General features: G+C 67.8%; 25 protein-coding genes and 1 tRNA gene. 17 read left to right on the plus strand and 9 right to left on the minus strand.

Translation table 11 applies throughout. The features are described 5' to 3' along the window. The first annotated feature begins 229 nt into the window (after positions 1-229). The 4 genes from recA (at position 230) to GVY41_RS03275 (ending at position 5,508) form a co-directional block, all read left to right on the plus strand. Positions 230-1,306, plus strand: a complete 1,077-nt coding sequence (gene recA / locus GVY41_RS03260) for a recombinase RecA (RefSeq protein ID WP_161343724.1) — start codon at positions 230-232, stop codon at positions 1,304-1,306. Between the two features lie 309 nt (positions 1,307-1,615). After that, positions 1,616-4,276 carry an alanine--tRNA ligase gene (gene alaS, locus GVY41_RS03265; protein ID WP_161343722.1) on the plus strand — a complete coding sequence of 887 codons (2,661 nt, stop codon included), beginning with the start codon at positions 1,616-1,618 and terminating at the stop codon, positions 4,274-4,276. A 13-nt stretch (positions 4,277-4,289) separates the two neighbouring features. Then, positions 4,290-4,580 carry a DUF1330 domain-containing protein gene (locus GVY41_RS03270; protein WP_161343720.1) on the plus strand — a complete coding sequence of 97 codons (291 nt, stop codon included), beginning with the start codon at positions 4,290-4,292 and terminating at the stop codon, positions 4,578-4,580. Positions 4,581-4,716: 136 nt separating this feature from the next. Beyond that, positions 4,717-5,508, plus strand: coding sequence for a class II glutamine amidotransferase (locus GVY41_RS03275; protein ID WP_161343718.1), 792 nt, complete (start codon positions 4,717-4,719; stop codon positions 5,506-5,508). Between the two features lie 3 nt (positions 5,509-5,511). Here the strand turns inward: GVY41_RS03275 and GVY41_RS03280 are convergent, their stop codons facing one another. Then, positions 5,512-5,814, minus strand: a complete 303-nt coding sequence (locus GVY41_RS03280) for a hypothetical protein (protein WP_161343716.1) — start codon at positions 5,812-5,814, stop codon at positions 5,512-5,514. Positions 5,815-5,869: 55 nt separating this feature from the next. Continuing rightward, positions 5,870-6,196: a hypothetical protein gene (locus GVY41_RS03285; protein ID WP_161343714.1), complete on the minus strand. Its 327-nt coding sequence runs from the start codon at positions 6,194-6,196 to the stop codon at positions 5,870-5,872. A gap of 308 nt (positions 6,197-6,504) precedes the next feature. Between GVY41_RS03285 and GVY41_RS03290 the strand changes: the two genes are divergently transcribed. Further along, complete coding sequence (locus GVY41_RS03290) at positions 6,505-6,810, plus strand: hypothetical protein (protein WP_161343712.1); 306 nt, start codon at positions 6,505-6,507, stop codon at positions 6,808-6,810. 70 nt (positions 6,811-6,880) lie between these two features. On the opposite strand, the gene GVY41_RS20675 is transcribed toward GVY41_RS03290, so the two are convergent. Both GVY41_RS20675 and GVY41_RS03300 read right to left on the minus strand, forming a co-directional pair. Beyond that, complete coding sequence (locus GVY41_RS20675; protein WP_373283251.1) at positions 6,881-7,060, minus strand: hypothetical protein; 180 nt, start codon at positions 7,058-7,060, stop codon at positions 6,881-6,883. Between the two features lie 370 nt (positions 7,061-7,430). Then, the gene (locus tag GVY41_RS03300) at positions 7,431-8,306 is read right to left on the minus strand and encodes a hypothetical protein (RefSeq protein WP_161343710.1); all 876 of its coding nucleotides are present in this window, start codon (positions 8,304-8,306) and stop codon (positions 7,431-7,433) included. 102 nt (positions 8,307-8,408) lie between these two features. Here GVY41_RS03300 and GVY41_RS03305 point away from each other — a divergent pair, with 102 nt between their 5' ends. The 6 genes from GVY41_RS03305 (at position 8,409) to GVY41_RS03330 (ending at position 15,232) form a co-directional block, all read left to right on the plus strand. Then, on the plus strand, positions 8,409-10,094 hold the full coding sequence (locus GVY41_RS03305; protein WP_161343708.1) for an ABC transporter permease: 1,686 nt from the start codon (positions 8,409-8,411) through the stop codon (positions 10,092-10,094). Between the two features lie 46 nt (positions 10,095-10,140). Continuing rightward, positions 10,141-10,216, plus strand: a tRNA-Thr gene (locus tag GVY41_RS03310). Positions 10,217-10,357: 141 nt separating this feature from the next. Further along, a complete protein-coding gene (locus GVY41_RS03315; RefSeq protein WP_161343706.1) occupies positions 10,358-10,609 on the plus strand; it encodes a DUF982 domain-containing protein in 252 nt (83 codons plus the stop codon). Between the two features lie 126 nt (positions 10,610-10,735). Next, on the plus strand, positions 10,736-10,948 hold the full coding sequence (locus tag GVY41_RS03320; RefSeq protein ID WP_161343704.1) for a helix-turn-helix domain-containing protein: 213 nt from the start codon (positions 10,736-10,738) through the stop codon (positions 10,946-10,948). A gap of 113 nt (positions 10,949-11,061) precedes the next feature. After that, entirely contained in the window at positions 11,062-12,036 is a 975-nt protein-coding gene (locus GVY41_RS03325) for an efflux RND transporter periplasmic adaptor subunit (RefSeq protein ID WP_161343702.1), read from the plus strand. Further along, entirely contained in the window at positions 12,029-15,232 is a 3,204-nt protein-coding gene (locus tag GVY41_RS03330) for an efflux RND transporter permease subunit (protein ID WP_161343700.1), read from the plus strand. The genes GVY41_RS03325 and GVY41_RS03330 overlap by 8 nt, the downstream gene beginning before the upstream one ends. A 24-nt stretch (positions 15,233-15,256) precedes the next feature. Here the strand turns inward: GVY41_RS03330 and GVY41_RS03335 are convergent, their stop codons facing one another. The 3 genes from GVY41_RS03335 to GVY41_RS03345 form a co-directional block, all read right to left on the minus strand. After that, the gene (locus GVY41_RS03335) at positions 15,257-15,610 is read right to left on the minus strand and encodes an ArsR/SmtB family transcription factor (protein WP_161343698.1); all 354 of its coding nucleotides are present in this window, start codon (positions 15,608-15,610) and stop codon (positions 15,257-15,259) included. A 91-nt stretch (positions 15,611-15,701) separates the two neighbouring features. Beyond that, positions 15,702-16,202, minus strand: coding sequence for a flavin reductase FerA (ferA, locus tag GVY41_RS03340; protein ID WP_161343696.1), 501 nt, complete (start codon positions 16,200-16,202; stop codon positions 15,702-15,704). A 105-nt stretch (positions 16,203-16,307) separates the two neighbouring features. Then, positions 16,308-17,252: a LysR family transcriptional regulator gene (locus GVY41_RS03345; protein ID WP_161343694.1), complete on the minus strand. Its 945-nt coding sequence runs from the start codon at positions 17,250-17,252 to the stop codon at positions 16,308-16,310. 132 nt (positions 17,253-17,384) lie between these two features. Between GVY41_RS03345 and GVY41_RS03350 the strand changes: the two genes are divergently transcribed. The 6 genes from GVY41_RS03350 to GVY41_RS03375 all read left to right on the plus strand — a co-directional run bounded on the left by GVY41_RS03350 (position 17,385) and on the right by GVY41_RS03375 (position 23,471). Then, positions 17,385-18,602 carry an MFS transporter gene (locus tag GVY41_RS03350; RefSeq protein ID WP_161343692.1) on the plus strand — a complete coding sequence of 406 codons (1,218 nt, stop codon included), beginning with the start codon at positions 17,385-17,387 and terminating at the stop codon, positions 18,600-18,602. A 97-nt stretch (positions 18,603-18,699) separates the two neighbouring features. Further along, positions 18,700-19,533 (plus strand): phosphonate ABC transporter ATP-binding protein, encoded by an 834-nt coding sequence (gene phnC, locus GVY41_RS03355; RefSeq protein ID WP_373283241.1) that lies wholly within the window; start codon positions 18,700-18,702, stop codon positions 19,531-19,533. Positions 19,534-19,594: 61 nt separating this feature from the next. Continuing rightward, positions 19,595-20,503 carry a phosphonate ABC transporter substrate-binding protein gene (phnD, locus tag GVY41_RS03360; RefSeq protein ID WP_161343690.1) on the plus strand — a complete coding sequence of 303 codons (909 nt, stop codon included), beginning with the start codon at positions 19,595-19,597 and terminating at the stop codon, positions 20,501-20,503. Positions 20,504-20,579: 76 nt separating this feature from the next. Then, entirely contained in the window at positions 20,580-21,446 is an 867-nt protein-coding gene (gene phnE, locus GVY41_RS03365; RefSeq protein WP_161343688.1) for a phosphonate ABC transporter, permease protein PhnE, read from the plus strand. Beyond that, entirely contained in the window at positions 21,443-22,774 is a 1,332-nt protein-coding gene (phnE, locus tag GVY41_RS03370; protein ID WP_161343686.1) for a phosphonate ABC transporter, permease protein PhnE, read from the plus strand. The genes phnE (GVY41_RS03365) and phnE (GVY41_RS03370) overlap by 4 nt, the downstream gene beginning before the upstream one ends. 79 nt (positions 22,775-22,853) lie before the next feature. Next, positions 22,854-23,471 (plus strand): LbetaH domain-containing protein, encoded by a 618-nt coding sequence (locus GVY41_RS03375; protein WP_161343684.1) that lies wholly within the window; start codon positions 22,854-22,856, stop codon positions 23,469-23,471. 219 nt (positions 23,472-23,690) lie between these two features. Here the strand turns inward: GVY41_RS03375 and aroQ are convergent, their stop codons facing one another. Next, positions 23,691-24,125: a type II 3-dehydroquinate dehydratase gene (gene aroQ, locus GVY41_RS03380; RefSeq protein ID WP_161343682.1), complete on the minus strand. Its 435-nt coding sequence runs from the start codon at positions 24,123-24,125 to the stop codon at positions 23,691-23,693. A gap of 53 nt (positions 24,126-24,178) precedes the next feature. Then, complete coding sequence (locus tag GVY41_RS03385) at positions 24,179-25,429, minus strand: Hsp70 family protein (RefSeq protein WP_161343680.1); 1,251 nt, start codon at positions 25,427-25,429, stop codon at positions 24,179-24,181. Between the last annotated feature and the right edge of the window lie 127 nt (positions 25,430-25,556).

Here is a 25,556-nt window from a genome sequence, read left to right on the forward strand (position 1 = left end):
CACCGGCACAGCATTCCATTCTTTTTCGGGATGCAGCCCCCCGAAGAGCAGATTTGGGGGCCGTCCGTAAACTACTCGTTAACCCAAGTGAGAAAAAGTTGGAATTGTGAAGAAATGAATTGAAATGTTCTTGCTTTGATCTCATAACTTGCAGAACAAGTGCGGAACAAAAGCGGGGCCTCTGTGCGATTGCCGCCCGGGGCCGGGTGTGGAATAAGGAACGGGACCAATGGCAGCGGCGAACCTCTTCGACATGACCGACAAGCGCAACACCGACAAACAAAAGGCGCTCGACAGCGCCCTCGCCCAGATCGAACGTCAGTTCGGCAAGGGCTCGATCATGCGGCTGGGGCTCAACAACCCGGTCATGGAGATCGAGGCAACCTCGACCGGCTCGCTCGGGCTCGACATCGCGCTTGGCATCGGCGGCCTGCCCAAGGGGCGGATCATCGAGATCTATGGCCCCGAAAGCTCTGGCAAGACCACGCTGACGCTGCATGTGGTGGCCGAAGAGCAGAAGAAGGGCGGGGTCTGCGCCTTTGTCGACGCCGAACACGCGCTCGACCCGCAATATGCCCGCAAGCTTGGGGTCAACCTTGACGAGTTGCTGATCTCGCAGCCCGATACCGGCGAGCAGGCGCTGGAGATCGTCGACACGCTGGTACGCTCGGGCGCGGTCAGCCTTGTGGTCATCGACTCGGTCGCGGCACTGACGCCGAAGGCCGAGCTGGAAGGCGACATGGGCGACATGCAGATGGGCAGCCAGGCCCGCCTGATGAGCCAGGCCATGCGCAAGCTGACCGCCAGCATCGGGCGCAGCAACTGCATGGTGATCTTCATCAACCAGATCCGCATGAAGATCGGCGTGATGTTCGGCAGCCCCGAGACCACGACGGGCGGCAATGCGCTGAAGTTCTACGCCTCGGTCCGGCTCGATATCCGCCGCATCGGCTCGATCAAGGACCGGGATGAGATCGTCGGCAACTCCACCCGCGTCAAGGTGGTCAAGAACAAGGTAGCGCCGCCGTTCAAGCAGGTTGAATTCGACATCATGTATGGCGAGGGCATTTCCAAGGTCGGCGAGATCATCGACCTTGGGGTGAAGGCCGGGATCGTCGAGAAGTCGGGCGCCTGGTATTCCTACGGGGATGAGCGCATCGGCCAGGGCCGCGAGAATGCCAAGCAGTTCCTGCGCGACCATCCCGATGTCTCGCTGGCCATCGAGGACAAGGTCCGCGCCAGCCACGGGCTCGACTTCGCCGCGACCGAGAGTGACGGCGACGCCGAGGATGTGACCGAGGCCTGAGCGGCCGATCTGCCGAAGGGGGCCGCGTTCCGGAAAGGGGCGCTGCCCTTTTGCTTGCGCGCCCCTTTGTGCTGCGCCGGGTGGGCATGTCGCCCGGGGCCGGCCGGGGACGGGGGGCCGTCTGCCCCCCGGCGCCCGTGCCGGGCGCTCCCCCCGAGGATATTTGGAAAAGGCAAAGGGGGGGAGGGGGCGGCGTGATCGGCCGGGGGGCGCCTTTGCTGGACAGGCACCCGATGCGGCGATAAACGGGGGGCAACCGATCCCTGCCTGAAGGCCCAGAGCCCCGAAGGCCCCGTGAGAGCAGCAAATATGCCCAGCCTGAACGACATCCGCTCGACCTTCCTCGACTTCTACGGCCGCAACGGCCACCGCATCGTGGACAGCTCGCCGCTGGTGCCGCGCAACGACCCGACGCTGATGTTTGCCAATTCGGGGATGGTGCAGTTCAAGAACCTCTTCACCGGCGCCGAGACGCGGGACTATGCCCGCGCCACCACCGCGCAGAAATGCGTGCGCGCGGGGGGCAAGCACAATGACCTCGACAATGTCGGCTATACCGCGCGGCACCATACCTTCTTTGAAATGCTGGGGAATTTCAGCTTCGGCGACTATTTCAAGGATGACGCCATCGCCTTCGCCTGGGAGCTGCTGACCCGCGATTTCGGCATCGACGCCAAGAAGCTGCTGGTCACCGTCTATCACACCGATGACGAGGCGGCGGGCATCTGGAAGAAGGTCGCCGGCCTGACGGATGACCGGATCATCCGCATTCCTACCGATGACAACTTCTGGCGGATGGGCCCGACGGGGCCCTGCGGCCCCTGCACCGAGATCTTCTATGACCATGGCGACCAGATCTGGGGTGGCCCTCCCGGCTCTGCCGATGAGGATGGCGACCGCTTCATCGAGATCTGGAACCTGGTCTTCATGCAGAACGAGCAGTTCGCCGATGGCACGATGGTGCCGCTGCCCAAGCAGTCGATCGACACCGGCATGGGGCTGGAGCGGATCGGCGCGCTGCTTCAGGGCAAGCATGACAACTATAACACCGACCTGATGCGCAGCCTGATCGAGGCCAGCGCCCATGCCACCAGCGCCGATCCCGACGGTCCGGGCAAAGTGCATCACCGGGTCATCGCCGATCACCTGCGCTCCACCTCCTTCCTGATTGCCGATGGGGTCATGCCCTCCAACGAAGGCCGTGGCTACGTGCTGCGGCGGATCATGCGGCGGGCGATGCGCCATGCTCATATGCTCGGCGCGCAGGACCCGGTGATGTACCGGCTGGTGCCGGCGCTGGTGCGGCAGATGGGCGCCGCTTACCCTGAGCTTGGCCGGGCGCAGGCGCTGATCGAGGAGACGCTGAAGCTGGAGGAGACCCGCTTCAAGCAGACGCTGGACCGCGGGCTGCGGCTGTTGGACGATGAGGTCTCGCGCCTGCCCGAAGGCGGCGCGCTGCCGGGCGCGGCGGCCTTCAAGCTCTATGACACCTTCGGCTTCCCGCTCGACCTGACGCAGGACGCGCTGCGCGAGAAGGGCCTGTCGGTCGATACCGCCGGCTTCGATGCGGCGATGGCCGAACAGAAGGCCAAGGCCCGGGCAAGCTGGGCCGGATCCGGCGAGACCCGCGATGCCGCGATCTGGTTCGATCTGGCTGAGCTGCATGGCCCGACCGAGTTTCTGGGCTATGACACCGAAACCGCCGAGGGGCAGGTGCTGGCGCTGGTGCAGGGCGGGGCCGAGGTGAAGGCCGCGGCCGAGGGCGCCGAGATCCAGATCATCGTCAACCAGTCGCCCTTCTATGCCGAAAGCGGCGGCCAGGTCGGCGATGCCGGCTGGCTGCGCACCGAGACCGGGCAGGCGGCGATCACCGAGACGCGCAAGTCGGCGGGCCTGTTCCTGCATGTTGCGCGCGTGACGGAAGGCGAGATCCGCGCCGGCCAGCCTGCGAAGCTGGAGGTGGACCACCCCCGCCGCGCGGCCATCGAGGCCAACCACTCTGCCACCCACCTTGTAAACGAGGCGCTGCGACGCGCGCTTGGCGACCATGTCGCGCAGCGGGGCAGCCTGAACGCGCCCGACCGTCTGCGCTTCGACTTCAGCCATTCCAAGGCGCTGACGGCCGCCGAACTGGCGCAGGTCGAGGCGGAGGTGAACAGCCTCATCCGCCAGAACTCTGCGGTCGAAACCCGGATCATGACGCCGGACGATGCCCGTGCCCTTGGGGCGCAGGCGCTGTTCGGTGAAAAGTATGGCGATGAGGTCCGCGTCGTATCGATGGGCAGCTTTGCCGGGTCGGGCAAGGGCACCGATGGCGCCACCTATTCGCTGGAGCTGTGCGGCGGCACCCATGTGTCCCGTCTCGGCGAGATCGGGGCCTTCGTGCTTCTGGGCGACAGCGCCTCTGCCGCCGGCGTTCGCCGGCTGGAGGCGCTGACCGGGCAGGTGGCGCTCGACCATCTGAACGCGCAGGGCGCGCGGCTCGCCGAGATCGGCGGGCTGCTCAAGGCCTCCCCGGGCGAAGTGGTGGAGCGGGTGAAGGCGCTGGTCGATGAGCGGCGGGCGCTGACCAATGAACTGGCGCAACTGCGGCGCGAGCTGGCCATGGGCGGCGGCGGTGCGGCGGGCCCCGAGGCGAAGCAGATCAACGGCATCAGCTTCCTGGCGCAATCGGTCAGCGGCGTGTCCGGCAAGGATCTCCCGGCACTGGTGGACGAGATGAAGGCGCGGGTCGGGTCCGGCGCGGTGCTGCTGGTCGCCGATACCGGCGGCAAGGCGGCGGTGGCAGCGGGCGTGACCGCGGATCTGGTGGCGCGCATCTCTGCCGTCGATCTGGTGCGCGCGGCGGCCGAGGCGCTTGGCGGCAAGGGCGGCGGCGGGCGGCCCGACATGGCGCAGGCCGGCGGCGCCGATCCATCGAAGGCGGCCGAGGCGATTGCGGCGGCCGAATCCGTCCTGGCGAACCTGTAAGGGAGAACGACCGATGACCGCACTCTGGATCGCGCATGTGACCGTCACCGACCCCGAGGCTTACGGCAAGTATGCCAAGCTGGCCGGGCCTGCCATCGCCGCGCATGGCGGGGTGTTCGTGGCCCGCGGCGGGCGCTATGTGCAGCTTGAGGGCACGGACCGGGCGCGCAACGTCGTCGCGCGCTTTCCGTCCGTCGAGGCGGCCGAGGCCTGCTACCACAGCGCCGAATATCAGGCGGCGCTGTCCCATGCCATTGGTGCAGCGGAACGCGAGCTTGTGATTGTCGAGGAAACCGCACCCTGACAATCCGCCGCAGATTTCACCTTGCCGCAGCGCAACATGACGGTATCATGACGCCAAAACCAAGAGGCGGATGATGCAGGGCAGGGCGGCAAGACGCGCTATCGCGCGCGGCACCTTAAGCACGGGGGCGCAGTAGATGTGCCGTTGGGCTGCCTATACCGGCGCGCCGATCTTCGTGGAAGAGATCGTCAGCCGCCCGGGCCATTCGCTGATCCATCAAAGCCATTGCGCCACCGAATGCCTGTCGGCAATCAACGCCGATGGCTTCGGGCTGGCCTGGTATGGCGAGCGCGAGGAGCCGGGGCTCTACCGCGACGTGATGCCCGCCTGGTCGGACCCGAACCTGCGGAGCCTTGTGGCGCAGGTGAAATCGCGGCTGTTCCTCGCGCATGTCCGCGCCTCGACCGGCACCGCGACCAGCCGCAACAACTGCCATCCCTTTGCCGTGGGCCGCTGGACGTTCATGCATAACGGCCAGGTCGGCGGCTATGACGCCTTCCGCCGCGATGCCGAAATGCTGATCCCCGACGCGCTTTACCCGCAGCGCAAGGGTGCGACCGACAGCGAGGCGCTGTTCCTGACCGCGCTTGGCGAGGGGCTGGCAGCCGATCCGCGCGGCGCGCTGGAACGCGCGGTGGCGAAGTTCGAGGCGCTGAGCCGGCAGAAGGGCGACGCCCCGCATATCCGGCTGACCGCCGCGCTGTCGGATGGGGTGCGGCTCTACGCGGTGCGCTATGCGACCGACGATCAGGCGCCCTCGCTCTATCACCGCTGGTCGCCCACGCGCGCGGGGCGGGCGGTGGTGTCAGAACCATTGGAAAGCGGCGAGTGTTGGGAACAGGTGCCGCAGGGCAGCTTCTGTACCTTCGACGCTGAGGCGGTGGAGATCGTGCCGTTCTGCCCGGCCGCGCTGGCCGTCGCCGCCTGAAGGCTAGCCTGCTGCGATCGGCCCCGCAGGCGCCGCCGCCATCGCCTCGACCTCGCGCGCAAGCCGGCGCAATTCCTCTGCCACCGTCGCTTCCAGCGCGTATTCCGCCGAGGGCAGCACGCCCGGGTCCTCCTCATGGCCCTGAAAGACTTCGCGCCCGGCGAGGTCTTCGTGCAACGCCGCCGCCGAACCCGATTGCGCGATCAGCCGCAGCAACAATTTGCGCTGCGCGAGCACCATCGCCTCCAGCCGCATCAGCCGCGGGGCAATGGGCTCGGGTTGTGGGGCTGCGTCGAGATCGGTCATCGGGGCGCCTTCTGCAAAGCTATGAGCGACGCCTTGCGCCGCCCCAAGTTCGGGATCAGTCCGCGATGGCGGCGGGTGGTGTGCCAAGCGTATCCGCGGTGCCGGTGCCGGTGGTCTGATCGACCTCGACGCCGGGCTGCGTGCCGCTGACATTGCCATCCCCGCCGATGGTCCCGGCGGTGTCGGATGCGCCGCCCTCTGCTGCCGCGCCGATGTCGCTGGTCGCCTCCGCCGGGGCGCTGGTTTCAGGAGCCTCCACCGCTTCCTCCGTCATCCACCACAGGATCATCAGCACGCCGAACACCGCCACCAGCGCGCTGCCCACCAGCGGCGCCCAGTGCCGGCGCTTCTGCTTCTCGATATTGGTCTGGGGTGCGGACATGGGTGGTCTCCTTCGGATATGGCGCGTCTTGCAGGGGCGGGGCCGCGGCCCCTCTGACGAGGAGAACCGCGCGGAGCGGTATCTGTTCCCCCGCGGCGGCGTGAATCTGCGCGATTGCGGCGCCTTGCGAAACCTTGCCGCCGCCTGCGGCAGCGGGGAACGGAAGCACCCGGCTGGCGGTTGTCAGGGCAAGGCCGGCTCTTGCTATACCGCTTGGCGCGCAGTCTTCTTGGCGCGCAGTCTTCGGCCATCCCCCTCCGGCAGGTCACGCCCCAGTGCCCTGCCGCCCTCCCGTCAAGGAGACTGCGATGCAAACTCCCCAACCGACCTCCGACCCGCTGCACGATGCAATCGGTTTGCCAGCGGAGACTCCTGCAAGCCTGACCGGGCCGCCAACCGAACAGGCCACGGCAGGGGCCGTGGCGGATCTCGGCGCGGCAGACGCGCCCGCGTTCCCCGTGCAAATCCCGGTGGCCCGCCCGCAGGCGCCGCCGATCACGCGCGCCCGTCCCGCATCGGCCCAGTCCAACGGCGGCAACCTCCGTGCCAGCAGCCGCGCGCTCGGTGTCCTTGTCAGCATCTTCGTCGTGCTGGCGATCCTCGCGATCCTCTGACCCAGACCAGCGCCGAGACAGGAAAAAACCGGCCCCTATCAGGATGGCCGGCTTTTTGGGTCCAGTCCGGTCAGTAGCGGCCGGGCGGATCGCTGGCGGGGAAGGATTCGTCATTCTCTTCATCCACGGCGTCCCAGTCGCGCGGCGGGTCCCTCATCGCCTCTGGCCCGGCGGCACGGACCTTCTGAAACCCGTTGACCGGCGCGCCGGAATTGGCGGGTTTGCCGGGTGTCGGCGCGGCGGATTGCACGGACTTGGCCTTCTTCTTGCCCCCCGAGGGCGTTTTCTGGGAGGAGTTCAGCGGCTTGCCCCCCGAGGGCGTTTTCTGGGAGGAGTTCAGCGGCGGGGCGGAACCTGGCCTGTCAGAGCCTTGCGGTTGTGGAAGCAGGCCAACGGGGCGGGGCGGGCCCGCGCGGCCGGCGGACCAGAACAGCCAGCCGATCCCGGCGAGCGCCAGCAGGGGCAGAGTGCGGTTTAGGGAATGTCGCATCGGATCACCTTTCAGATGGGAAACGCTTGCAGACAGAACCCGCGGCGGCGCCGGTCGTTCCTTGAGATGCGGGGGGCGGCACGGATATCGGCGGCGGTCAGCCGGCGGCTATCGGTGGGCCGAGCAACGCTCATGCGGCGAGGAAGCGCACCCCGGGCATCGCCGCGATCTCGGCCACGTCCTGATCATAGGCCTCGGTCATCTCGTCGACCAGATCCTCGGTCCAGCCGGGCAGCGCCACCTCGACCTCCAGCTCCTCCGGCAGCGCGAATTTCGACAGGAAGGCCGACACGATCTTGCGGCGCTGGTCGATGTTCGCCGGCGGATGGCTGGCCAGATAGCTCTCCAGCCGCTTCAGCCCGTCCTCGGTCATGATCGTCGCCAGCACGTCTGTATCGGCGGCCAACGGAATCTCGGGGCCGATACCGGCCACGGCGCGCAGCACCTCGGGCCAGATCAGCGGCGTATCCTCGTTGCACCACAGCGTCAGGGTCCGCCCCGGCACCGCCGCCAGCATCCGCTGCACCATTGGCGCCCATCGGATCTGCAGCGGGTCGGCCGAGCCCATGAACTCCTCATAGCTGACGCCCTTGCAACGCCCCAGCAGCGCCGGGATCAGCGTGGCCGGGTTGCGCAACGCCATGTGGAATTCGCACTCGTCCTCGGGGAAAAGGTTTGCCATCGCGGCAATCTTGCGCGCCGCCATGGGGTAGAAGGCACCCTCGGTGATCACCCGTTGCGGAACGCAGAGGAAGTATTCGTTGCTGAACACCAGACGCTCGATATGGTCGGCATCCGCCACCGCATCGAGCAGCACTTCCTGCACCTCGCGGCTGGCGGGACCGCCCTTCAGCTTGATCATCGTGTCACGCAGCACCGGGCGATAGCGCCCCGGCCCCGGCACGATCACGCCCTGTGCCGCCAGCGGGCCATTGGCGCGCAGCAGCCCGCGCACGAGGCGCTCTTCATCGGTGGAGTTTGCCCCAAGGTGATAGACGACCTGCATTGACTGTCGGGCCCGTTTCTTTTGCTGCTTCAAGGCGAACTAGTGCCCGCTATATACGGCGATTTCTGGACAGGGAAACGGCAATCCTGTATCGCCTGCGCCATGACCAGCGCCGAGCATCAGACCCAGCCGATCCGCCGGCAAGAGGCGCGCGCGGCCGGCGCCGGCCTCTGGTCCGTCGGCGCGGCGCTGATCGCGGCGCTGGTGGCGCTGCCGATCCTGTCGGTGATCTGGCTGGCCTTCAACCCGACCGAGAATATCTGGCCGCATCTGGTGGCGACGACCCTGCCGCGCTACCTGACCAACACCGCGGTGCTGGCGCTCGGCACCGGCGCGCTGGCGGCGATGGTCGGGGCCGGGGCGGCCTGGCTGATTGCCATGTACCGGTTCCCGCTCTCGGGCGCGTTGGAGTGGCTCTTGCTGCTGCCCTTGGCGATTCCGGCCTATGTGGGTGCCTATGCGCTGGTGGATTTCCTCGAATACTCCGGCCCGGTGCAGATCGCGCTGCGCGAGGGCTTCGGCTGGGCTTCGGCGCGCGACTACTGGTTCCCCGCGGTCAAGACCCGGGGCGGGGCGGTGGTGGTGCTGGCGGCCGCGCTTTATCCCTACGTCTACCTGCTGGCGCGCGCGGCCTTCCGCGAGCAGCCCGCCGGCGCCTATGAGGTCGCGCGCGCGCTTGGTGCCGGGCCGGTTGGCCTGTTCTGGCGCGTCGGTTTGCCGCTGGCGCGGCCGGCCATCGCCGCCGGCGCGGCCATCGTGATGATGGAGACGGTCGCGGATTACGGCGTCGTCAGCTACTTTTCGGTGCAGACGCTGACGACAGGCGTGTTCACGACCTGGCTGGAGATGGGCAATGCCGGCGGTGCCGCGCAGATCGCCGGGTTGATCCTGGCGCTGGTCTTCGCACTGGTCGCACTGGAAAAGCTCTCGCGCCGCCGCCTGCGCTATTACCAGTCGGCACGCCAGCCGCGCCCGGTGTCGCGCGTGGCGCTGCGGGGGGTGCAGGGCTGGCTGGCGACGGGGCTGTGCCTGGTGCCCTTCACCATAGGGTTCATTCTGCCGGTCGGGGTGATGGCCCGCCATGCCGCCGCCAACCCCGAGGCCTGGGTCTCGCCCGGCCTCGCCCGCGCGCTGATGCACACCCTGACCACCGGCGGCATCGCCGCGGTGTTGACCGTCGCCGCGGCCCTCTTCATGGTCTATGGCGTGCGGCTGACCGGGCGGGGGGCGCCGCGGCTGCTGATGCCCTTCACCGCGCTTGGCTATGCGGCGCCGGGGGCGGTTCTGGCCGTCGGCCTGCTGATTCCCCTCGCCGCGCTCGATCATCGCCTTGCCGATGGCTGGCTGGCCCTGACCGGCACCGACCCCGGGCTGATGCTGACCGGCACCGCCAGCGCTATCGTGCTGGCCTACATCGTGCGCTTCTTCGCCATCGCACAGGGGGCGGCAGATGCCGCCTTCGGCCGGGTCTCGCCCTCGCTGCCGATGGCCGCGCGTTCCTTGGGGAAGACTGCAGGTGGCGCACTGGCGGCGGTCTATCTGCCGCTGATGAAGGGCACTATCGGCTCGGCGCTGTTGCTGGTCTTCGTCGATTGCGTCAAGGAGCTGCCGGCGACGATGCTGCTGCGCCCCTTCAACTATGAAACGCTGGCGACGCGCACGCATGAGAAGGCCAGCCTCGAGAACCTCGGCGACGCCTCGCCCGCCGCCCTGCTGGTGATTGCGGTGGGTCTTGTGGCCGTGGCACTGCTGGCGCGCGCGAACATTGCGCCGACGCGGGCGAGGTAGCGACACCCTTGCAAGGCCGCGCGCCGCGGGCTATCTGCGTCACCGTGCCCCTATAGCTCAGCTGGTAGAGCGTCTGATTTGTAATCAGAGGGTCGGGAGTTCGAGTCTCTCTGGGGGCACCACATCCACCGTTTCTCCCCCGCCTGACGGCAGCACCTGCCCTTTTCGACAGGATGCGCGACCGGCACGTCTGCGCTAATGTTCCGTCAGCCGCAGCTATCAGGTGCGCGGTGCTTGTGTTCGGCACGTTCGGGAGACGTTAGATGGCAGACTGGAACAAGGCGGTGCGGCTTGCCTGCGAGCAGGGCGGCCCCGACATCTTGTCTGTCCGCGGCCCGGCGCAGGCCGAGGTGTTGATGCGCGCCGATCGCTGGCCCGGCGTCGAGGGCCAGAAGATTTCCGAAGCGCGCCGGATCAACCTGTTTGCCATCACCGGCCTTGTCGAGGGTGAAGCCGCCCGCACGGCGTTTGTCGCCGCTGCCCGCGAGGGCGGCCTGCGGGTGGTCGAGAACTGAGGCTTTTTGGTCATAGTCCCTGACCCAAAATCCCCCGCTTTAGCTATATCTGAAATATCACTTGCGGCCGGCGGAACTTTTGGGGAGTGAGTTCGTTTCCTGAGCTTACCCCCATCCGGTGACCATATGCCTGACGACAGACACACCCATCTCACAGACCACCCGCTGACCGCGGCGCGCGGGGCTGCGGGTCTGACGGTCGAGCAGCTGGCGCGGATTGCCGACTTCGAGCCCAACGTGCTGCGCGCCATCGAGACGCGCTGCCATCGCCCGACGTTGGGGGAACTCAATGCGCTGGCTCAGGTGCTGCGCGTCAGAATCGTCGACCTGCGCGAATAGCGCCAAGGGAACACCCTGATTCTGGTATAGACAGACATATCCGGCAGATATTGACTCTGCCGCCCGAGGCATCACATTCATGCCTCGGAATATATGTTTGGAAGGATCACCCGATGCGAGCCCTGATGCTGACCGCGCTGCTGGCCTTTGCCGCGGCGCTGCCGGGCCATGCCGAAACGCTGGTACTGGCGCCGCAGGTGGTGACCGACTGGAAGGCGGTCTCGGGCCGGATCGAGGCGCGGGACACGATTCCCGCGCGGGCGAGGCTGGGGGGCACGCTGATCGAGGTGACGGTGACCGAGGGCGACACCGTGCAGGCCGGCCAGCCGATTGCCGAGATCGAGGACCAAAAGCTGGGATTTCAGATCGGCGCCATCGACGCGCAGCTGCAGTCCCTGCGCGCGCAGCAGGAGAATGCGCAGGCGGAGTTGGCGCGGGGCGAGGAGTTGCTGGCCCGGGGCGTCAGCACCGCGCAACGGCTGGATGCGCTGCGCACCCAGCTGGACGTGCTGACCGGCCAGATTGCCGCGCAGCAGGCGCAAAGGCAGGTGGTGGAGCAGCAGGCGGCAGAGGGCACGGTGCTGGCGCCGGTGTCGGGCCGGGTGCTGGCGGTGCCGCAGACCCGCGGCGCGGTGGTGATGGCGGGCGAGGCGGTGGCGATGATCGGCGGCGGCGGGTTCTTTCTGCGCGTCGCCGTGCCCGAACGCCATGCCGCGCTGCTGGCCGAGGGCGCCGTGATCGGCATCGAGACGGCGACAGGCCCGGCCGAGGGGCGGCTGGTCAAGGTCTATCCGCAGATCGAGACTGGCCGGGTGATCGCCGATGTCGAGGTGCCGGGGCTGGACGCGGCCTTTGTGGACGCGCGGGTGCTGGTGCGCCTGCCGATGGGCAGCCGCGAGGCGCTGCTGGTGCCGCAGAGTGTCGTCGCCACCCGCTCGGGCCTCGATTTCGTGCGCGTGACGATGGGCGAACAGACCGTCGACCGCAGCGTGGTTCTGGGCGGCACCCACCAGGTGGACGGCGCCGAGATGATCGAGGTGCTGACCGGCCTTGTCGCCGGCGACTCGGTGGTGACTGGCAATGAGTGAGACCCCGTTCCGCGGACCGCTTGGCCTTGCCGGCGGCCTGACCCGCGCCTTCATCCGCTCTTCCCTGACGCCGCTGTTCATCGTGGCGGCGCTGGCCGTGGGGCTGGTGGCCCTCATCAGCCTGCCGCGCGAGGAGGAGCCGCAGATTTCGGTGCCGATGGTCGATATCCATATCCGCGCGCCGGGGCTGCGCGCCGAGGATGCCGTCAAGCTGGTGACCGAACCTCTGGAAACCATCGTCAAGGGAATCTCGGGCGTCGAGCATGTCTATTCCCAGACCGATGACGAGGGCGCGCTGGTTATGGCGCGCTTCGTGGTCGGCACGCCCTCCGACACCGCGATCCTGCGCGTGCATGAGAAGATCCGCGCCAATATCGACCGCCTGCCGCAGGGCATCGCCGAGCCGCTGGTGGTGGGGCGCGGCATCGACGATGTGGCGATCGTGGCGCTGACATTGACCGCCGCGCCGGGCGCCGCCGTTGGGGCAAATGACCTGACGCGGGTGGCCCGCGAATTGCGGGCCGACCTGATGAAGGTCGAGGATGTGGGCCTTACCTACCTCGTCGGCGAGGCGCCCGAGGCGATCCGCATCGCGCCCGATCCCGAGCGGCTGGCAATGTACGGGGTGACGCTGCAACAGCTGTCGGACAAGGTGCAGCAGGCGAACCGCGCCTTCTCTACCGGCCGGCTTCGGAACGGCGGCGAGCAGATCGACCTTGTCGCCGGCGCCACCCTGACCGCCCCGGCCGAGATTGCCGCGTTGCTGCTGACGGCGCGCGATGGCCGCCCGGTCTACGTGGGCGACGTGGCGGATGTGGAATTCGTCGCCAATACCTCGGACCATATCGTTGCCAATGTCACCCGCGCGGAAGGTGGCGGCCTTGACCGCAGCCCGGCGGTGACGCTGGCGATTGCCAAGCGCGCCGGAGCCAATGCGGTGGTGGTGGCCGAGGCGATCCTGCACAAGGTCGAGATGGCCAAGGGCCATCTGATCCCCGAGGGCATCGAGGTCCATGTCACCCGCGACTATGGCGAGACCGCGAACGAGAAATCCAACGAGCTGCTGTTCCACCTCGGCCTTGCCACGGTGTCGATCATCGCGCTGGTGCTGCTGGCCATCGGCTGGCGCGAGGGGATCGTGGTCGCCATCGTCATTCCGGTGACGATCCTGCTCACGCTCTTTTCCGCCTGGATCATGGGCTACACGCTGAACCGCGTCAGCCTGTTTGCGCTGATCTTCTCCATCGGCATCCTGGTCGATGACGCCATCGTGGTGATCGAGAATATCGCGCGGCACTGGGGCATGAAGGGGCCGGGCGACCGCGTCCACAAGGCGATCGAGGCGGTGGCCGAGGTCGGCAACCCTACCATCGTCGCCACGCTGACCGTGGTCGCCGCGCTGCTGCCGATGCTGTTCGTGTCGGGGATGATGGGGCCCTACATGAGCCCGATCCCCGCCAATGCCAGCGCGGCGATGATCTTCTCGTTCTTCGTGGCGGTGATCGTCACGCCCTGGCTGATGGTCAAGATCGCCGGCCGCGCACCGCTGCACCATGAAGATGAGGGCGCGCCGGGTGGCCGGCTTGGCCGGATCTATGCCTTCGTCGCGCGCCCCATTCTGGCGACCAAGGCGCGGTCGCTGACCTTCCTGATGGTGACGGTGGTGCTGTCCTTCGGCTCGCTGGCGCTGCTCTACACCCACGACGTGACGGTGAAGCTGCTGCCCTTCGACAACAAGTCCGAGCTTGCCGTGGTGATCGACCTGCCCGAAGGCGCCAGCGTCGAGGCGACCGATGCCGTGGCGCAGGACGTGGCGCGCGTGGCGATGGACCTGCCAGAGGTGCTGTCGGTGCAGACCCATGCCGGCACCTCGGCCCCGTTCAACTTCAACGGCCTCGTGCGGCACTACTACCTGCGCGAGAAGCCGCAACTGGGGGAGGTGCAGATCACCCTTGCCAACCGCCATGACCGCGAGCGCAGCAGCCACGCCATCGCGCTTGACCTGCGCAGCCGGCTGGACGCGCTGGCGCTGCCCGAAGGCACGGTGCTGAAAACGGTGGAGCCGCCACCCGGCCCGCCGGTGATGTCGACCCTGCTGGCCGAGGTCTATGGCCCCGATGCCGAAACCCGCCGCGCCGCCGCCGCGAAGATCCGCGAGGCCTTCGAGGCGGTGCCCTTCATCGTCGATGTCGATGACAGTTTCGGGACGCAGCCGCGCCGGCTGCGCGCAACGATCAACCCCGATGAGCTGGAGTTCTTCGAGGTGCAGGAGGCCGATGTCTTCGACACGCTGGCGATCCTGAACGGCAGCACCACCGTCGGCTACTCGCATCGGGGCGAGGGGCGCCAGCCGATCCCGATCATCGTGGAGCGGGCCAAGGGCGCGCGGGTGCTGGACGAGGCGGCGCTGTCCACCCCGATCCCGGCGAACCTGCTGCCCGGCGCGCGGGGTGTGGTGGAGCTTGGCGACGTGGTGCAGATCACCGAGGAGCGCGCCAGCTTCCCGGTCTTCCGCCACAATGGCCGCGAGGCCGAGATGGTGCAGGCCGAGCTTGCGGGCGATTTCGAGGCGCCGCTATACGGGATGATCGCGGTGGGAGAGTTGCTGGACGGCATCGACTGGGGCGAGGGGGAGCGGCCGGTGGTGCGCCTCAACGGCCAGCCCGAGGACGAGTCGGTGGTGACGCTGCTGTGGGATGGCGAATGGGAGGTGACATGGGTCACCTTCCGCGAAATGGGCGCGGCCTTTGGCGTGGCGCTGCTGGGGATCTACATCCTGGTGGTGGCGCAGTTCGGCAGCTTCAAGTTGCCGCTGGTGATCCTGACGCCGATCCCGCTGACCTTCCTGGGCATCATGGGCGGGCACTGGCTGTTCGGCGCGCCGTTCTCGGCGCCCTCGATGATCGGCTTCATCGCGCTGGCGGGGATCATCGTGCGCAACTCGATCCTGCTGGTGGATTTCATCCGCCATGCCGACCCCACCGGCAAGAGCAAGGTCGATATCCTGATCGAGGCAGGGGCGATCCGCTTCAAGCCGATCCTCCTGACGGCGGTGGCGGCGATGATCGGGGCAGTGGTGATCCTGGCGGACCCGATCTTCCAGGGGCTGGCGCTGTCGCTGCTGTTCGGGCTGCTCAGCTCCACCCTGCTGACCGTGCTGGTGATCCCGGCGATCTACCGGGTGTTTCGCACCTGAAGGCCCTTCCGCTCCCGGGCCGCCTCAGGCGGCATCGGGGGCGCAGAACATCTCGTAGAGCATCCCGACCAGCCGCGCGGCCTTGGGATCGCTCAGCGAATAGTAGATCGCCTTGCCCTCGCGCCGGGCCGCAACCAGCCCTTCCATCCGCAGCCGGGCAAGTTGCTGGCTGACCGCTGCCTGCCGCGAGGAGAGCAGGGTTTCCAGCTCGGTCACCGACTTCTCGCCGGCCGACAGGTGGCACAGGATCATCAGCCGCCCCTCATGCGCCAGCGCCTTGAGCAGGTTCGAGGCATCCTGCGCACGCGCCATCATGTCCTCGGCATCCAGCGGGGGGCAGGCGGCGTCTGTGTCTTGGTCGGTCTTGTCGAGCAACATACGAAATCCTGAGGTTTTCACATATCTAGCATTTCGGCGCCGGATTGCTACTGCCTGCCGCGACTGTAACGCTGAACCGGGCGGAAATCGCTTAACGGTGATGCAGGAAATCGCCATAGCGCCCGCCCCAGAACAGCAGGGGATCGCCGGTGGTGGTCACCGCGCGCAGCACCTCACCCACCAGAATCGCATGATCGCCGCCCTCATGCACCGCATGGGCGCGGCAATCGAAGCGCGCCAGGCAGCCCGGCAGCAGCGGCTGGCCCTCGGGCGTGGCGTCCAGCGGGACCCCGTCGAAGTCGGCGCCGGAGCGGGCGAAGCGGCGGCACAGCTCCAGCTGGTCCGAACCGAGCACATGGATCGCGTAATGCGCGGCACCCGAAAAGGCCGCGAAGCGCGAGGAGCTGCGGGCCGGGCACCACAGCACCAGGGGCGGGTCCAGCGACAGCGAGGTGAAGCTGTTGGCGGTGATGCCGACAGGGCCCTGCGGTCCTTGCGTGGTGACGATGGTCACGCCGGTGGCGTAGCGGCCAAGGGCCTCGCGCAGGGCGAGGGCGGCCGGGGAGGGTGCGGGGGAGGGCGCGGCGCTCATCGGCGTCGGCCCTTGCCGGGGCGGCGCTCGGGCGCTGCTGTCTGTGTCGCGGTCATGCCTGCCATCCTGTGTTCCGCCCGTCTGTCGCCGGATGCTCGCGGCCCGTCAACCCTTGCCGGTGCCCCGCTCGTGCGGCTCCGGCATCCAGGCGCTGCCGGGGCGCCGCATCTCTTCCACCAGCACATCGATGAAAGCCCGAAGCCGGGCCGTCGCCGATTGTGGTGAAGGGTATACGAAGTGGATGTCCTTTCGGTTTCCTTCCCAATCCGGCAAAAGCCGGATCAGGCGTCCGGCCTTGATGTCGGGTGCCACCAGCAGATAGGGCAGCAGCGTCAGGCCGGCCCCGGCGATCACCGCCTCGCGCACCGCCAGCGCCGATCCCATCGACAGCGCCGGCACCGGCACGACCTGCCGGGATGCGCCATCCGCGCCGCGCACGAGCTCCCATGTCCCCCAATGCGCCGGGGTGTGGCCCACCACCGGATAGCGGGCGATATCCTCGGGCTCGTGCAGCATGTCCAGCCCCGGCAGACCGGGGGGCGCCACCAGCACCGACACCGCCTCGCAGATCCGCCGGGCACCGTGGCCGCTGTCCTCCAGCGGGCCGACGCGCAGCACCCCGTCGAAGCCCTCTTCCAGCATGTCGGGCGGCCGGTCAAGAAATACGCATTCCAGCGTGATGTCGGGGTGCCGCGCGCGGAAGGTGGCGCCAAGCCGCCCCATCATCAACTGCCCGATGATCTGCGGCACCGCGATGCGCAGATGCCCGCGCGGGGCTGATCCGGAATCGCTCAGCGCGCGGCGGATGTCTTCGGCCTCGCTCAGCAGCCGGTCGGCGCGGGCCACCAGCACCTCGCCCTCGGCAGTCAGCCGCAGCTGGCGGGTGGTGCGCTCGATCAGGCGCACGCCGAGCCGGTCTTCCAGATCGCGCACCCGCTTGGACACGGTGGATTTCGGCACCCGCAAGGCCCGCGCCGCGTTGGAGAAGGAGCCTTCGCGCGCGACCGACCGGAAGGCGCGGACGGCAGAGAGGTCGAGGTCATTGTCCATATCCCTGCACAAGCCTTCCAATGATGCGGGTCTTGTGCAGCATCATGCCCCGACCCTAAATTGTGCGCAAGGAACCTCTCCGGCGGCGGCTGTTATTCCTATGCCTCGCTGGCCCCAACAGGACTGCCCCCAATGACCACATCTCCCCTTTCGGTGCCGCAGGCACCGGGCCGGCTCGTCACCGTCGCCGTGCTGCTTGTCGCCTCGATGACGATCATGGCCAATGCCACGATTGCCCCGTCGCTCCCGGGGCTGAAGGCGCATTTCGCCGATGCGGAAGGGATCGAGACACTGTCGGCGCTGATCCTGACGCTGCCCTCGCTGTCGGTGATCCTGACGGCGGGGCTGTTCGGCTATCTCGCCGACCGGATGGATCGGCGGCTGCTGCTGGCGATTGCGACGGGGGTCTATGCCATCGGCGGCGCATCCGGCCTCGTGGCCGAGACGCTGCCGCAGCTGCTGATGGGCAGGCTGCTGCTGGGGATCGGCGTCGCGGGCAGCATGACGCTGGCGATGGCCTTCGCGGCTGACCTCTGGCAGGGCGAGGCGCGGGCGCGGTTCATGGGGCTGCAGGGCGCCTCGATGTCGGGGGGCGGCGTGGTGGTGATGCTGCTGGGGGGCGCACTTGCGGCGCTGCACTGGCGTGGGGCCTTCGGGGTCTATCTGCTGGCGCTGCCGATCTCGGCGCTGGCGCTGACCGCGCTCTGGCCCTATGCGCGGCGCGCGCAGCCGGCAGCCCCGGTCGCGGGCGAGCGCCCGGTGGGATTTCCCTGGCCGACCTTCGCCTTTGTCGGCGGGCTGTCCTTCCTGTTCATGGCGACCTTCTACGTGATGCCGACGCGGGTGCCGTTCCGTCTGGCCGAGATCGGGGTGACCAACTCGCTGATCGTCGGGCTGGTGATGGCGGGGGTGATGGTCACCTCGGTGCCGGGCGCGCTGATGTATGGCAAGATCCGCAGGCATCTTTCGGAAATGGCGATCTTCGCGGCCAGCTTCGGGCTGATGGGGGTGGGTCTGTTTACCGTGTCGCAGTCAGGCAGCCTCTGGGGCGTCGCTCTTGGCGGGATGATTGCGGGGGCCGGGATGGGCCCGGCGATGCCCAATTACAGCACCTACCTGATGGCCAAGGTGCCGCCCGCGGCGCGGGGCCGGGCGGCGGGCCTGCTGACCACCAGCTTCTTCGCCGGGCAGTTCGCCTCGCCTTTGGTGTCGGCCCCGCTGGTGGCAAGTTTCGGCATCAGCGGCGCGTTTCTGGCGCTGTCCGTGGCGCTGCTGGTCATCGGGATCGCGCTGGCGCTGCGCGCCGGGCACGAGGCTTCGGGGCGGCGCCGGGCCTGGGCGGACGTATGACGCCGGGGCAGGTGCCGCGTCACCAAACATTCGCAAAAGCGTAGCATCCGCGTGACCCCCAAGGCTTAGCACCGCCCCGAGCAAGACAGGGGGCTTCATGCTGATCAGCGTCGAGGGCGTGACCAAGGTATTCGGCCGCAACACGGCCGTGGACAACGCCACATTCAGCGTCGAGCGTCCGGGGATGATCGGTATCATCGGCCGGTCTGGCGCGGGGAAGTCCACCTTCCTGCGCATGATGAACCGGCTGACGGACGCCACCGAGGGCCGGCTTCTGTTCGAGGGCCGCGACGTGCTGGCGCTGAAGGGCGCCGAGAAGCGCGCCTGGCAGAGCCAGTGCGCGATGATCTTCCAGCAGTTCAACCTGGTGCCGCGGATGGATGTGGTGTCGAACGTGCTGCACGGGCTGCTGAACCGGCGCGGCACCATGGCGACGATGTTCAACCTCTGGCCCGCCGCCGACATCAACCGCGCCATCGACATCCTCGACCGGCTTGGCATTGCCGAGCAGGCGCCCAAGCGCGCCGAGGCCCTTTCCGGCGGCCAGCAGCAGCGCGTGGCGATTGCCCGGGCGCTGATGCAGGATCCCAAGGTGATCCTCGCCGATGAGCCCATCGCCAGCCTAGACCCGATGAACGCGCAAGTTGTGATGGACGCGCTGCGCCGCATCCATGACGAGGATGGCCGCACCGTCATCGCCAACCTGCACACGCTCGACACCGCCCGCCGCTATTGCGACCGGGTGATCGGGATGCGCGGCGGGCGGATCGTGTTCGACGGCACGCCCGACCTGCTGACCACCGCTGCCGCCCGCGAGATCTACGGCGCTGACGAGAATTTCTCGGAATCCGCCACATCGACCTCGATCGAGGCGCTGGAGCCGGAAACTTCGGCCGATGAGGCCTATGCCGCGCGGCTGCTGACCAACTGAGTTTCAGTCCACCCGCCGCGCCCGTTGGGGGGCGGCGGTCTCACACACCCGGAGAACCACGATGAAGAAAATCCTTGCTGCCGTTCTGGCCACCTCGGCGCTGGTCGCCCCGGCTGCCGCCCAGGAAATCACCGAATTCCGCATCGGCCTGCTGGGTGGCGAGAACGCCCAGGACCGTCTGGCCTCGAACGAGTGCTTCCGTGCCTATACCGAGGAAGCCCTCGGCGTTCCGACCAAGCTGTTCACCGCCGCCGACTATAACGGCGTCATCCAGGGCCTGATCGGCGGCACGCTCGACATGGCCTGGCTCGGTGCCTCGGCCTATGCGGCCGTCTATCTGGAAAACCCCGATGCGGTGACCCCGGTTCTGGTCAAGACCAACCTCGACGGCTCGTTCACCTACCACTCCATCGGCTTCGCGCGCGCCGACTCGGGCATCACCTCGCTCGACGACATGAAGGACAAGACCTTCGGCTTCGGCGATCCGAACTCGACCTCGGGCTACCTGGTCCCGCTGGTTGAGATCCCCGCCGCCGGCTACTCGATGGAACCGGGCGAGTTCTTCTCTGACGTCGTCTTCACCGGCGGCCACGAGCAGACCATCATCGCGGTGCTGAACGGCGACGTCGATGGCGGCGTGACCTGGGCCGATGGCCAGGGCGCCTGGGAAGATGGCTACAACTCGGGCCAGCTGCGCAAGTCTTCGGATGCCGGGATCGTCGACATGAACGACATCGTGGAAATCTGGAAGTCGAGCCCGATCCCGGAAGGCCCGATCGTCCTGCGCAACGCGCTGCCCGAGGACGTGAAGACCAAGATGACCGAGCTGACCGCCGGCCTGCACGACATGGATCCGCAATGCGCCTATGGCGTGGCCGCGGGCGAGACCGCCGGCTTCGAGCCGGTGACCCATGACGCCTACAAGACCATCATCGAAGTGCGCGTCGCGCAGCAGTCGCAGTCCAACTGATCGGCCTTCGCTGATCTTCGCGGGTTCCGGGGCCATGCCCCCGGAGCCCGCTTCCTCTCGCCGTGAAGGGCGCCTCATGACCGACCTCTCTGCCGCCTCCTCCCTCGACGCCACCCGCGCCGGCTATCTGGCGATGACGCGGCAGAAGCGGATGTATTCGGGCCTGACGCTGGCGCTGTTCGTCATCGCCATGATCATGGGCTTCCGCATCGTCGAAGGGCGCAGCGCGGGCGGCTTTCTTGATGGTCTGCCGCAGGTGTTCGACTTCCCCGCCAGCCTTGTCACCGAGGCCTGGGAGAAGCGCGCGAACCTGCCGGGCTATCTGGTCGAATTCTTCCCGGCCCTGATCGAGACCATCAACATCGCCGCCGTTTCGACCCTGCTGGGGGCCGGTTTGGGGCTGCTGCTGTCGCTGCTCTCGACCCGCGGGCTTGCGCCCTTTCCGCGGCTGATCCCGGTGTTCCGCCGCATCATGGACATCCTGCGCGCCTTCCCCGAGATCGTGATCGCGCTGGTGCTGATCTTCATCCTTGGCGGCGGCCCGGTGCCGGCGATGATCGCCATCGCGCTGCACACGGCCGGCGCGCTTGGCAAGCTCTTCTCCGAGGTCTCCGAGAACGTCGATCTGAAGCCGGTCGAGGGGCTGCAGTCGGTGGGCGCGGGCTGGTGGCAGCGGATGCTTCTGGGCGTGATCCCGCAGGTGGCACCCAACTACCTCAGCTATGCGCTGATGCGGTTCGAGATCAATGTGCGCGCCTCGGCGATCCTTGGCTTCGTGGGCGCGGGCGGCATCGGCTATGAGCTGCGCAACGCGATGACCTTCGGCACCGGCCGCTTCGACGTGTCGGCCGCGATCTTCATCCTGCTGTTCCTGACCATCGTCTTCTTCGACCAGATCTCCAGCTACTACCGCAACAAGCTCGTCCACGGGAACCAGCCATGACCGCGACCGCAGACTTCACCGCCGGCACGGCGCGGGACCAGGCCCATGCGCTGATCGGGCGCAAGCGGCGGGTGGCCCTGCTGGTCCCCGCAGCGATCCTCGCCTATCTCGTCTATGTCTTCTTCGCCTTCGACGTGGCGGGGTTGGCAGAGCGGGCGCGGCTCGACAATGCGCGCATCCTGGTGGCCGACAGCTACAGCCACAAGATCCATGTCACCCGTGACGGCCGCGCCAGCGATCTGGCCTTCGCGGTCGAGGGCGAGACCAAGGGCCGCTACCCCGAGGGGATGCGCCCCGACTGGGTCGAGGGCGGCATCGACGATGCGGTGATCGACCTCGGCGATGGCCATGTCATCCGCTTCCTGCCGGACCGCCGCGTGACCTATGACTTGCCCGGGCAGGGCCAGATCGACATCAACCGCGTGAATGACGTCATCGTCGCCAGCTTCCCGGGCTTTGCCCCCGGTGACAGCCCGGACTGGGCGAACGTGTCGGATGCCCGCGTCACGATCACCACCGAGGCGGGCCGTCTGACCGTGACCCGCTCGAAGGACGAGGTGTTCCGCTACTTCTTCGGGTGGGAGCTGTTCTGGTTCACCCTCGACAGCCCCTATCACAATGTCGGGGTCTGGACGCTGCTGACCGGGCCGCAGCTCGATCCGCTGCGGAGCAATATTATCGGGGCGTATCAAGACTTTATGGGCAACCAGATGTGGCGCCATGCCGACGTGTTCTGGGCGATTGGCGAGACGATCCTGATGGCCTTCCTCGGCACCTTCGGGGGCGCGCTGATTGCACTGCCGCTGGCCTTCCTTGCGGCCAAGAACTTCGCGCCGCTGGTCTGGGTCCGCTTCGCCGTGCGGCGGGTGTTCGACTTCGTACGGGGCGTGGACGGGCTGATCTGGACCATCATCCTCAGCCGCGCCTTCGGCCCCGGGCCGCTGACCGGCGCGCTGGCGATCCTGGTGACCGACACCGGCAGCTTTGGCAAAAGCTTCTCGGAAGCGCTGGAAAACGTTGATGAAAAGCAGGTCGAGGGCATGAAGTCCACTGGCGCCAATGCCGTGCAGCGTTACCGCTTTGGCGTGATCCCGCAGGTGACGCCGGTGCTGCTGAGCCAGGTGCTCTACTACTTCGAATCCAACACCCGCAGCGCCACGATCATCGGCGCGATCACCGGGGGGGGCATCGGCCTCTTCATCACCCAGGCGATGCAGACCCAGAAGGACTGGGAAGAGGTCAGCTATTACATCGTGCTGATCGTGATGATGGTGATGGCGATGGACAGCTTCTCGGGCTGGCTGCGGCGCAAGCTGATCAAGGGCTGATCTGCAAACCATGCAGAAGCCATACAGATGCCGTATGTAAAGTGAAACGGTCGGGAACCCCCGGTCGCAAGGGAACGCGATGCCGAAACTGTCCGAACATGAGCCGCTGATCCACGAAGGCTGCGAGATCGTGGAGGCGAGCTTCGGGCGGTTCTGCGAGGTCGGCAAGCTGAGCCGCGTCGCGTACAGCAGCTTCGATGATTACAGCTATTGCGACCGGATGGCGGATATCGCCAACACCAGCATCGGCAAGTTCGCAAATATCGCGGCGCTGACCCGGATCGGGCCGACCGACCATCCGATGGGCAACGCCAGCCTGCACCATTTCCTCTATCGCTCCGCCGAGTACTGGGATGACACCACCCCCGACGCCGCCTTCTTCGAGCGGCGGCGGGCGCGGCGCACGGTGATCGGCCATGACACCTGGATCGGGCATGGCGCGATCATCAAGCCCGAGGTGACCATTGGCCACGGCGCCATCGTGGCGGCGGGGGCGGTGGTGACGCGGGACGTTGCGCCCTACATGATCGTCGCCGGAGTGCCCGCAGTGCCGCTGCGCGAGCGGTTCACGCCGGCGGTTGCCGAGCGGCTGCTGGCGCTGGCGTGGTGGGACTGGCCCCATGAGAGGCTGCGGGCGGCGCTGGACGATTTCCGTGCGCTGCCGGCGGAGGCGTTTCTGGAGGCCTATGGGGGGTGAGGGCAGGGGGCCGAAGCCACCGCGCAGACAGAGGGCGGGGCCCGTCCGCCGGGTGGGCGAGCAACAGAAGTTCTAGGCGGTTTATGGTGCGGCCTACCTCCACCGAAGTTCTAGGCGAAACCGTGAGGAGCGCCCGCCCGGGGGGGCGGACGGGCGCTGCCCGGCGGCGCTAAAGCGCCTTGTTCCGGGCAAGAAGAGGGGGCTTTGATCGTCGCCGCCTTACCCGATCAGCCGCAGCACCCTTGCCAGCGCCAGCTCATACCCCTGCACGCCGCAGCCCGCGATCACGCCCTCGGCGCGCAGGCTGACATAGGAATGATGGCGGAAGCTCTCGCGCTTGTGGACATTGGAGATATGCACCTCGATCACCGGGCCCTCGAAGGTGTTCAGCGCGTCGTAGATCGCCACCGAAGTGTGGGTGAAGGCGGCGGGGTTGATCACGATCCCGGCGGCCGTCCCGCGGGCCTCGTGGATCCAGTCGATCAGCTGCGCCTCGGAATTGGACTGGCGCAGGGTGACGCTGGCGCCCGCGGCCTCGGCAAGGACGGCGCAGGCGGCCTCGACATCGGCCAGCGTTTCATGCCCGTAGATCTCGGGCTGGCGCTTGCCCAGAAGGTTGAGGTTGGGGCCGTTCAGGATCAGGATTTCGGGCATGTCTCTCTCCGCTCTTGCCCCGGACTGTCGGGGAAAGCGCGGCGCAGCGCAAGTCAGCCGAAGCGGCGGCGGGCGTCGAGGGCAAGGCCGGTGCCGACGCTGCCGAAATCGTCGCCGCTGGCGATGGGGGCGCCGGGTAGGATCGCCGCGACGCCCGCGCGCAGGGCGGGCAGGCTGCTGGAGCCGCCGGTGAGGAAGACGGTGCCGATGGCTTCGGGCTGAAGCCCGGCCTGCGCCAGTGTCGCGCGGATCGCGGCCGAGACTCGTTCCAGCGGCGGGGCGATGGCGGTCTCGAAGCCCGCCCGCGTTGCCAGCGTATCGGGGCCGCCGGTGAGGTCGGCGATGCGCACGGTGGATTCCGAAGTGCTGGTCAGCGTGATCTTCGCCGCCTCCACCGCCATCGCCAGCGCGTGCCCGGCGCGGGTGGTGACGACGCGCAGCATCCGGTCCAGCCGCTCGGGTTCCGACGCGATCTTGCGCAGGGCTTTCAGGTCATTGGTCACGCCCTGCGCGTAGAGCGCGTTGATGCGGTGCCAGGTGGCGAGGTCGAGGAAGTAGTGGCGGGGCAGGGTGCCGGTCTTCGTGGGCCGGTTGTAGCCCAGCAGCGGCATCACTTCGGCCAGGCTCAGCAGCCGGTCGAAATCGGTCCCGCCGACGCGGACCCCGTCATTGGCGAGGATATCGGCCTGCCGGTCGGCGCTGCGCGAGCGTTCCGGCGAGACCCGGACGATGGAGAAGTCCGAGGTGCCGCCGCCGATATCGACGATCAGCACCAGCTCCTCGCGGGTGATGCCCTGCTCGTAATGCAGCGCGGCGGCGATGGGTTCGTACTGGAAGGCGACCTCGCTGAGGCCGATCTTGCGCGCCAGCCCCTCCAGCACGTCCTGCGCGGCGGCATCGCCTGCCGCATCGCCGTCGACGAAATGCACAGGGCGGCCGAGCACGGCGCGGTCGATGCCCTCGCCCCCCGTGGCATCGAGCCGGGCGCGCAGGTGGCCAAAGAAGCGGCCCAGAACATCGGTGAAGGCAATGGCGCGGTTGCCGACCCGGGTTTTTTCATGGATCAGCGCAGAGCCGAGGGTGCTTTTCAGGCCCCGCATCAGCCGGCCATCCTCGCCCTCGACATAGGCGGCGATGGCGGCGCGGCCGAAGAGCGGGGGCGCGCCCTCGGCATCCCAGAACACCGCCGAGGGCAGGGTGACGTGGTTGCCCTCCAGCGCCACCAGCCGGGCGCCCGAGGCATCCGCCAGCGCGAGGGTGGAGTTGGAGGTGCCGAAGTCGATCCCGCATGAATGTGCCTGCATCGCCGTACCCCTGCCTTTGCCCGCTGCCTTGTGAAGGCGGGCTGGCTATCGCAGCGGGGCGGCGGTGTAAAGGCGCGGCGGGCAGGCCGCGGGACAAAACGGCCCCGGCGGCGATTGCAACACAAAG

Origin of the sequence: Frigidibacter albus (assembly GCF_009908165.1) — a bacterium.
Taxonomy (GTDB): Bacteria; Pseudomonadota; Alphaproteobacteria; order Rhodobacterales; family Rhodobacteraceae; genus Frigidibacter; species Frigidibacter albus.

Excerpts from the sequence above, each read along its gene's own strand:
- GVY41_RS03305 (WP_161343708.1), top strand. The coding sequence starts at position 8,409 with ATGACCAGCGCCGAGCATCAGACCCAGCCGATCCGCCGGCAAGAGGCG.
- ferA (WP_161343696.1), bottom strand. The coding sequence starts at position 16,202 with ATGAGCGCCGCGCCCTCCCCCGCACCCTCCCCGGCCGCCCTCGCCCTG.
- phnE (WP_161343688.1), top strand. The coding sequence starts at position 20,580 with ATGACCGACCTCTCTGCCGCCTCCTCCCTCGACGCCACCCGCGCCGGC.
- GVY41_RS03325 (WP_161343702.1), top strand. The coding sequence starts at position 11,062 with ATGCGAGCCCTGATGCTGACCGCGCTGCTGGCCTTTGCCGCGGCGCTG.
- GVY41_RS03375 (WP_161343684.1), top strand. The coding sequence starts at position 22,854 with ATGCCGAAACTGTCCGAACATGAGCCGCTGATCCACGAAGGCTGCGAG.
- phnC (WP_373283241.1), top strand. The coding sequence starts at position 18,700 with ATGCTGATCAGCGTCGAGGGCGTGACCAAGGTATTCGGCCGCAACACG.
- alaS (WP_161343722.1), top strand. The coding sequence starts at position 1,616 with ATGCCCAGCCTGAACGACATCCGCTCGACCTTCCTCGACTTCTACGGC.
- GVY41_RS03275 (WP_161343718.1), top strand. The coding sequence starts at position 4,717 with ATGTGCCGTTGGGCTGCCTATACCGGCGCGCCGATCTTCGTGGAAGAG.
- GVY41_RS03350 (WP_161343692.1), top strand. The coding sequence starts at position 17,385 with ATGACCACATCTCCCCTTTCGGTGCCGCAGGCACCGGGCCGGCTCGTC.
- GVY41_RS03285 (WP_161343714.1), bottom strand. The coding sequence starts at position 6,196 with ATGTCCGCACCCCAGACCAATATCGAGAAGCAGAAGCGCCGGCACTGG.
- GVY41_RS03320 (WP_161343704.1), top strand. The coding sequence starts at position 10,736 with ATGCCTGACGACAGACACACCCATCTCACAGACCACCCGCTGACCGCG.
- GVY41_RS03345 (WP_161343694.1), bottom strand. The coding sequence starts at position 17,252 with ATGGACAATGACCTCGACCTCTCTGCCGTCCGCGCCTTCCGGTCGGTC.
- GVY41_RS03385 (WP_161343680.1), bottom strand. The coding sequence starts at position 25,429 with ATGCAGGCACATTCATGCGGGATCGACTTCGGCACCTCCAACTCCACC.
- GVY41_RS03315 (WP_161343706.1), top strand. The coding sequence starts at position 10,358 with ATGGCAGACTGGAACAAGGCGGTGCGGCTTGCCTGCGAGCAGGGCGGC.
- GVY41_RS03270 (WP_161343720.1), top strand. The coding sequence starts at position 4,290 with ATGACCGCACTCTGGATCGCGCATGTGACCGTCACCGACCCCGAGGCT.
- GVY41_RS03330 (WP_161343700.1), top strand. The coding sequence starts at position 12,029 with ATGAGTGAGACCCCGTTCCGCGGACCGCTTGGCCTTGCCGGCGGCCTG.
- GVY41_RS03290 (WP_161343712.1), top strand. The coding sequence starts at position 6,505 with ATGCAAACTCCCCAACCGACCTCCGACCCGCTGCACGATGCAATCGGT.
- phnD (WP_161343690.1), top strand. The coding sequence starts at position 19,595 with ATGAAGAAAATCCTTGCTGCCGTTCTGGCCACCTCGGCGCTGGTCGCC.
- recA (WP_161343724.1), top strand. The coding sequence starts at position 230 with ATGGCAGCGGCGAACCTCTTCGACATGACCGACAAGCGCAACACCGAC.
- GVY41_RS03335 (WP_161343698.1), bottom strand. The coding sequence starts at position 15,610 with ATGTTGCTCGACAAGACCGACCAAGACACAGACGCCGCCTGCCCCCCG.
- aroQ (WP_161343682.1), bottom strand. The coding sequence starts at position 24,125 with ATGCCCGAAATCCTGATCCTGAACGGCCCCAACCTCAACCTTCTGGGC.
- GVY41_RS03280 (WP_161343716.1), bottom strand. The coding sequence starts at position 5,814 with ATGACCGATCTCGACGCAGCCCCACAACCCGAGCCCATTGCCCCGCGG.
- phnE (WP_161343686.1), top strand. The coding sequence starts at position 21,443 with ATGACCGCGACCGCAGACTTCACCGCCGGCACGGCGCGGGACCAGGCC.
- GVY41_RS03300 (WP_161343710.1), bottom strand. The coding sequence starts at position 8,306 with ATGCAGGTCGTCTATCACCTTGGGGCAAACTCCACCGATGAAGAGCGC.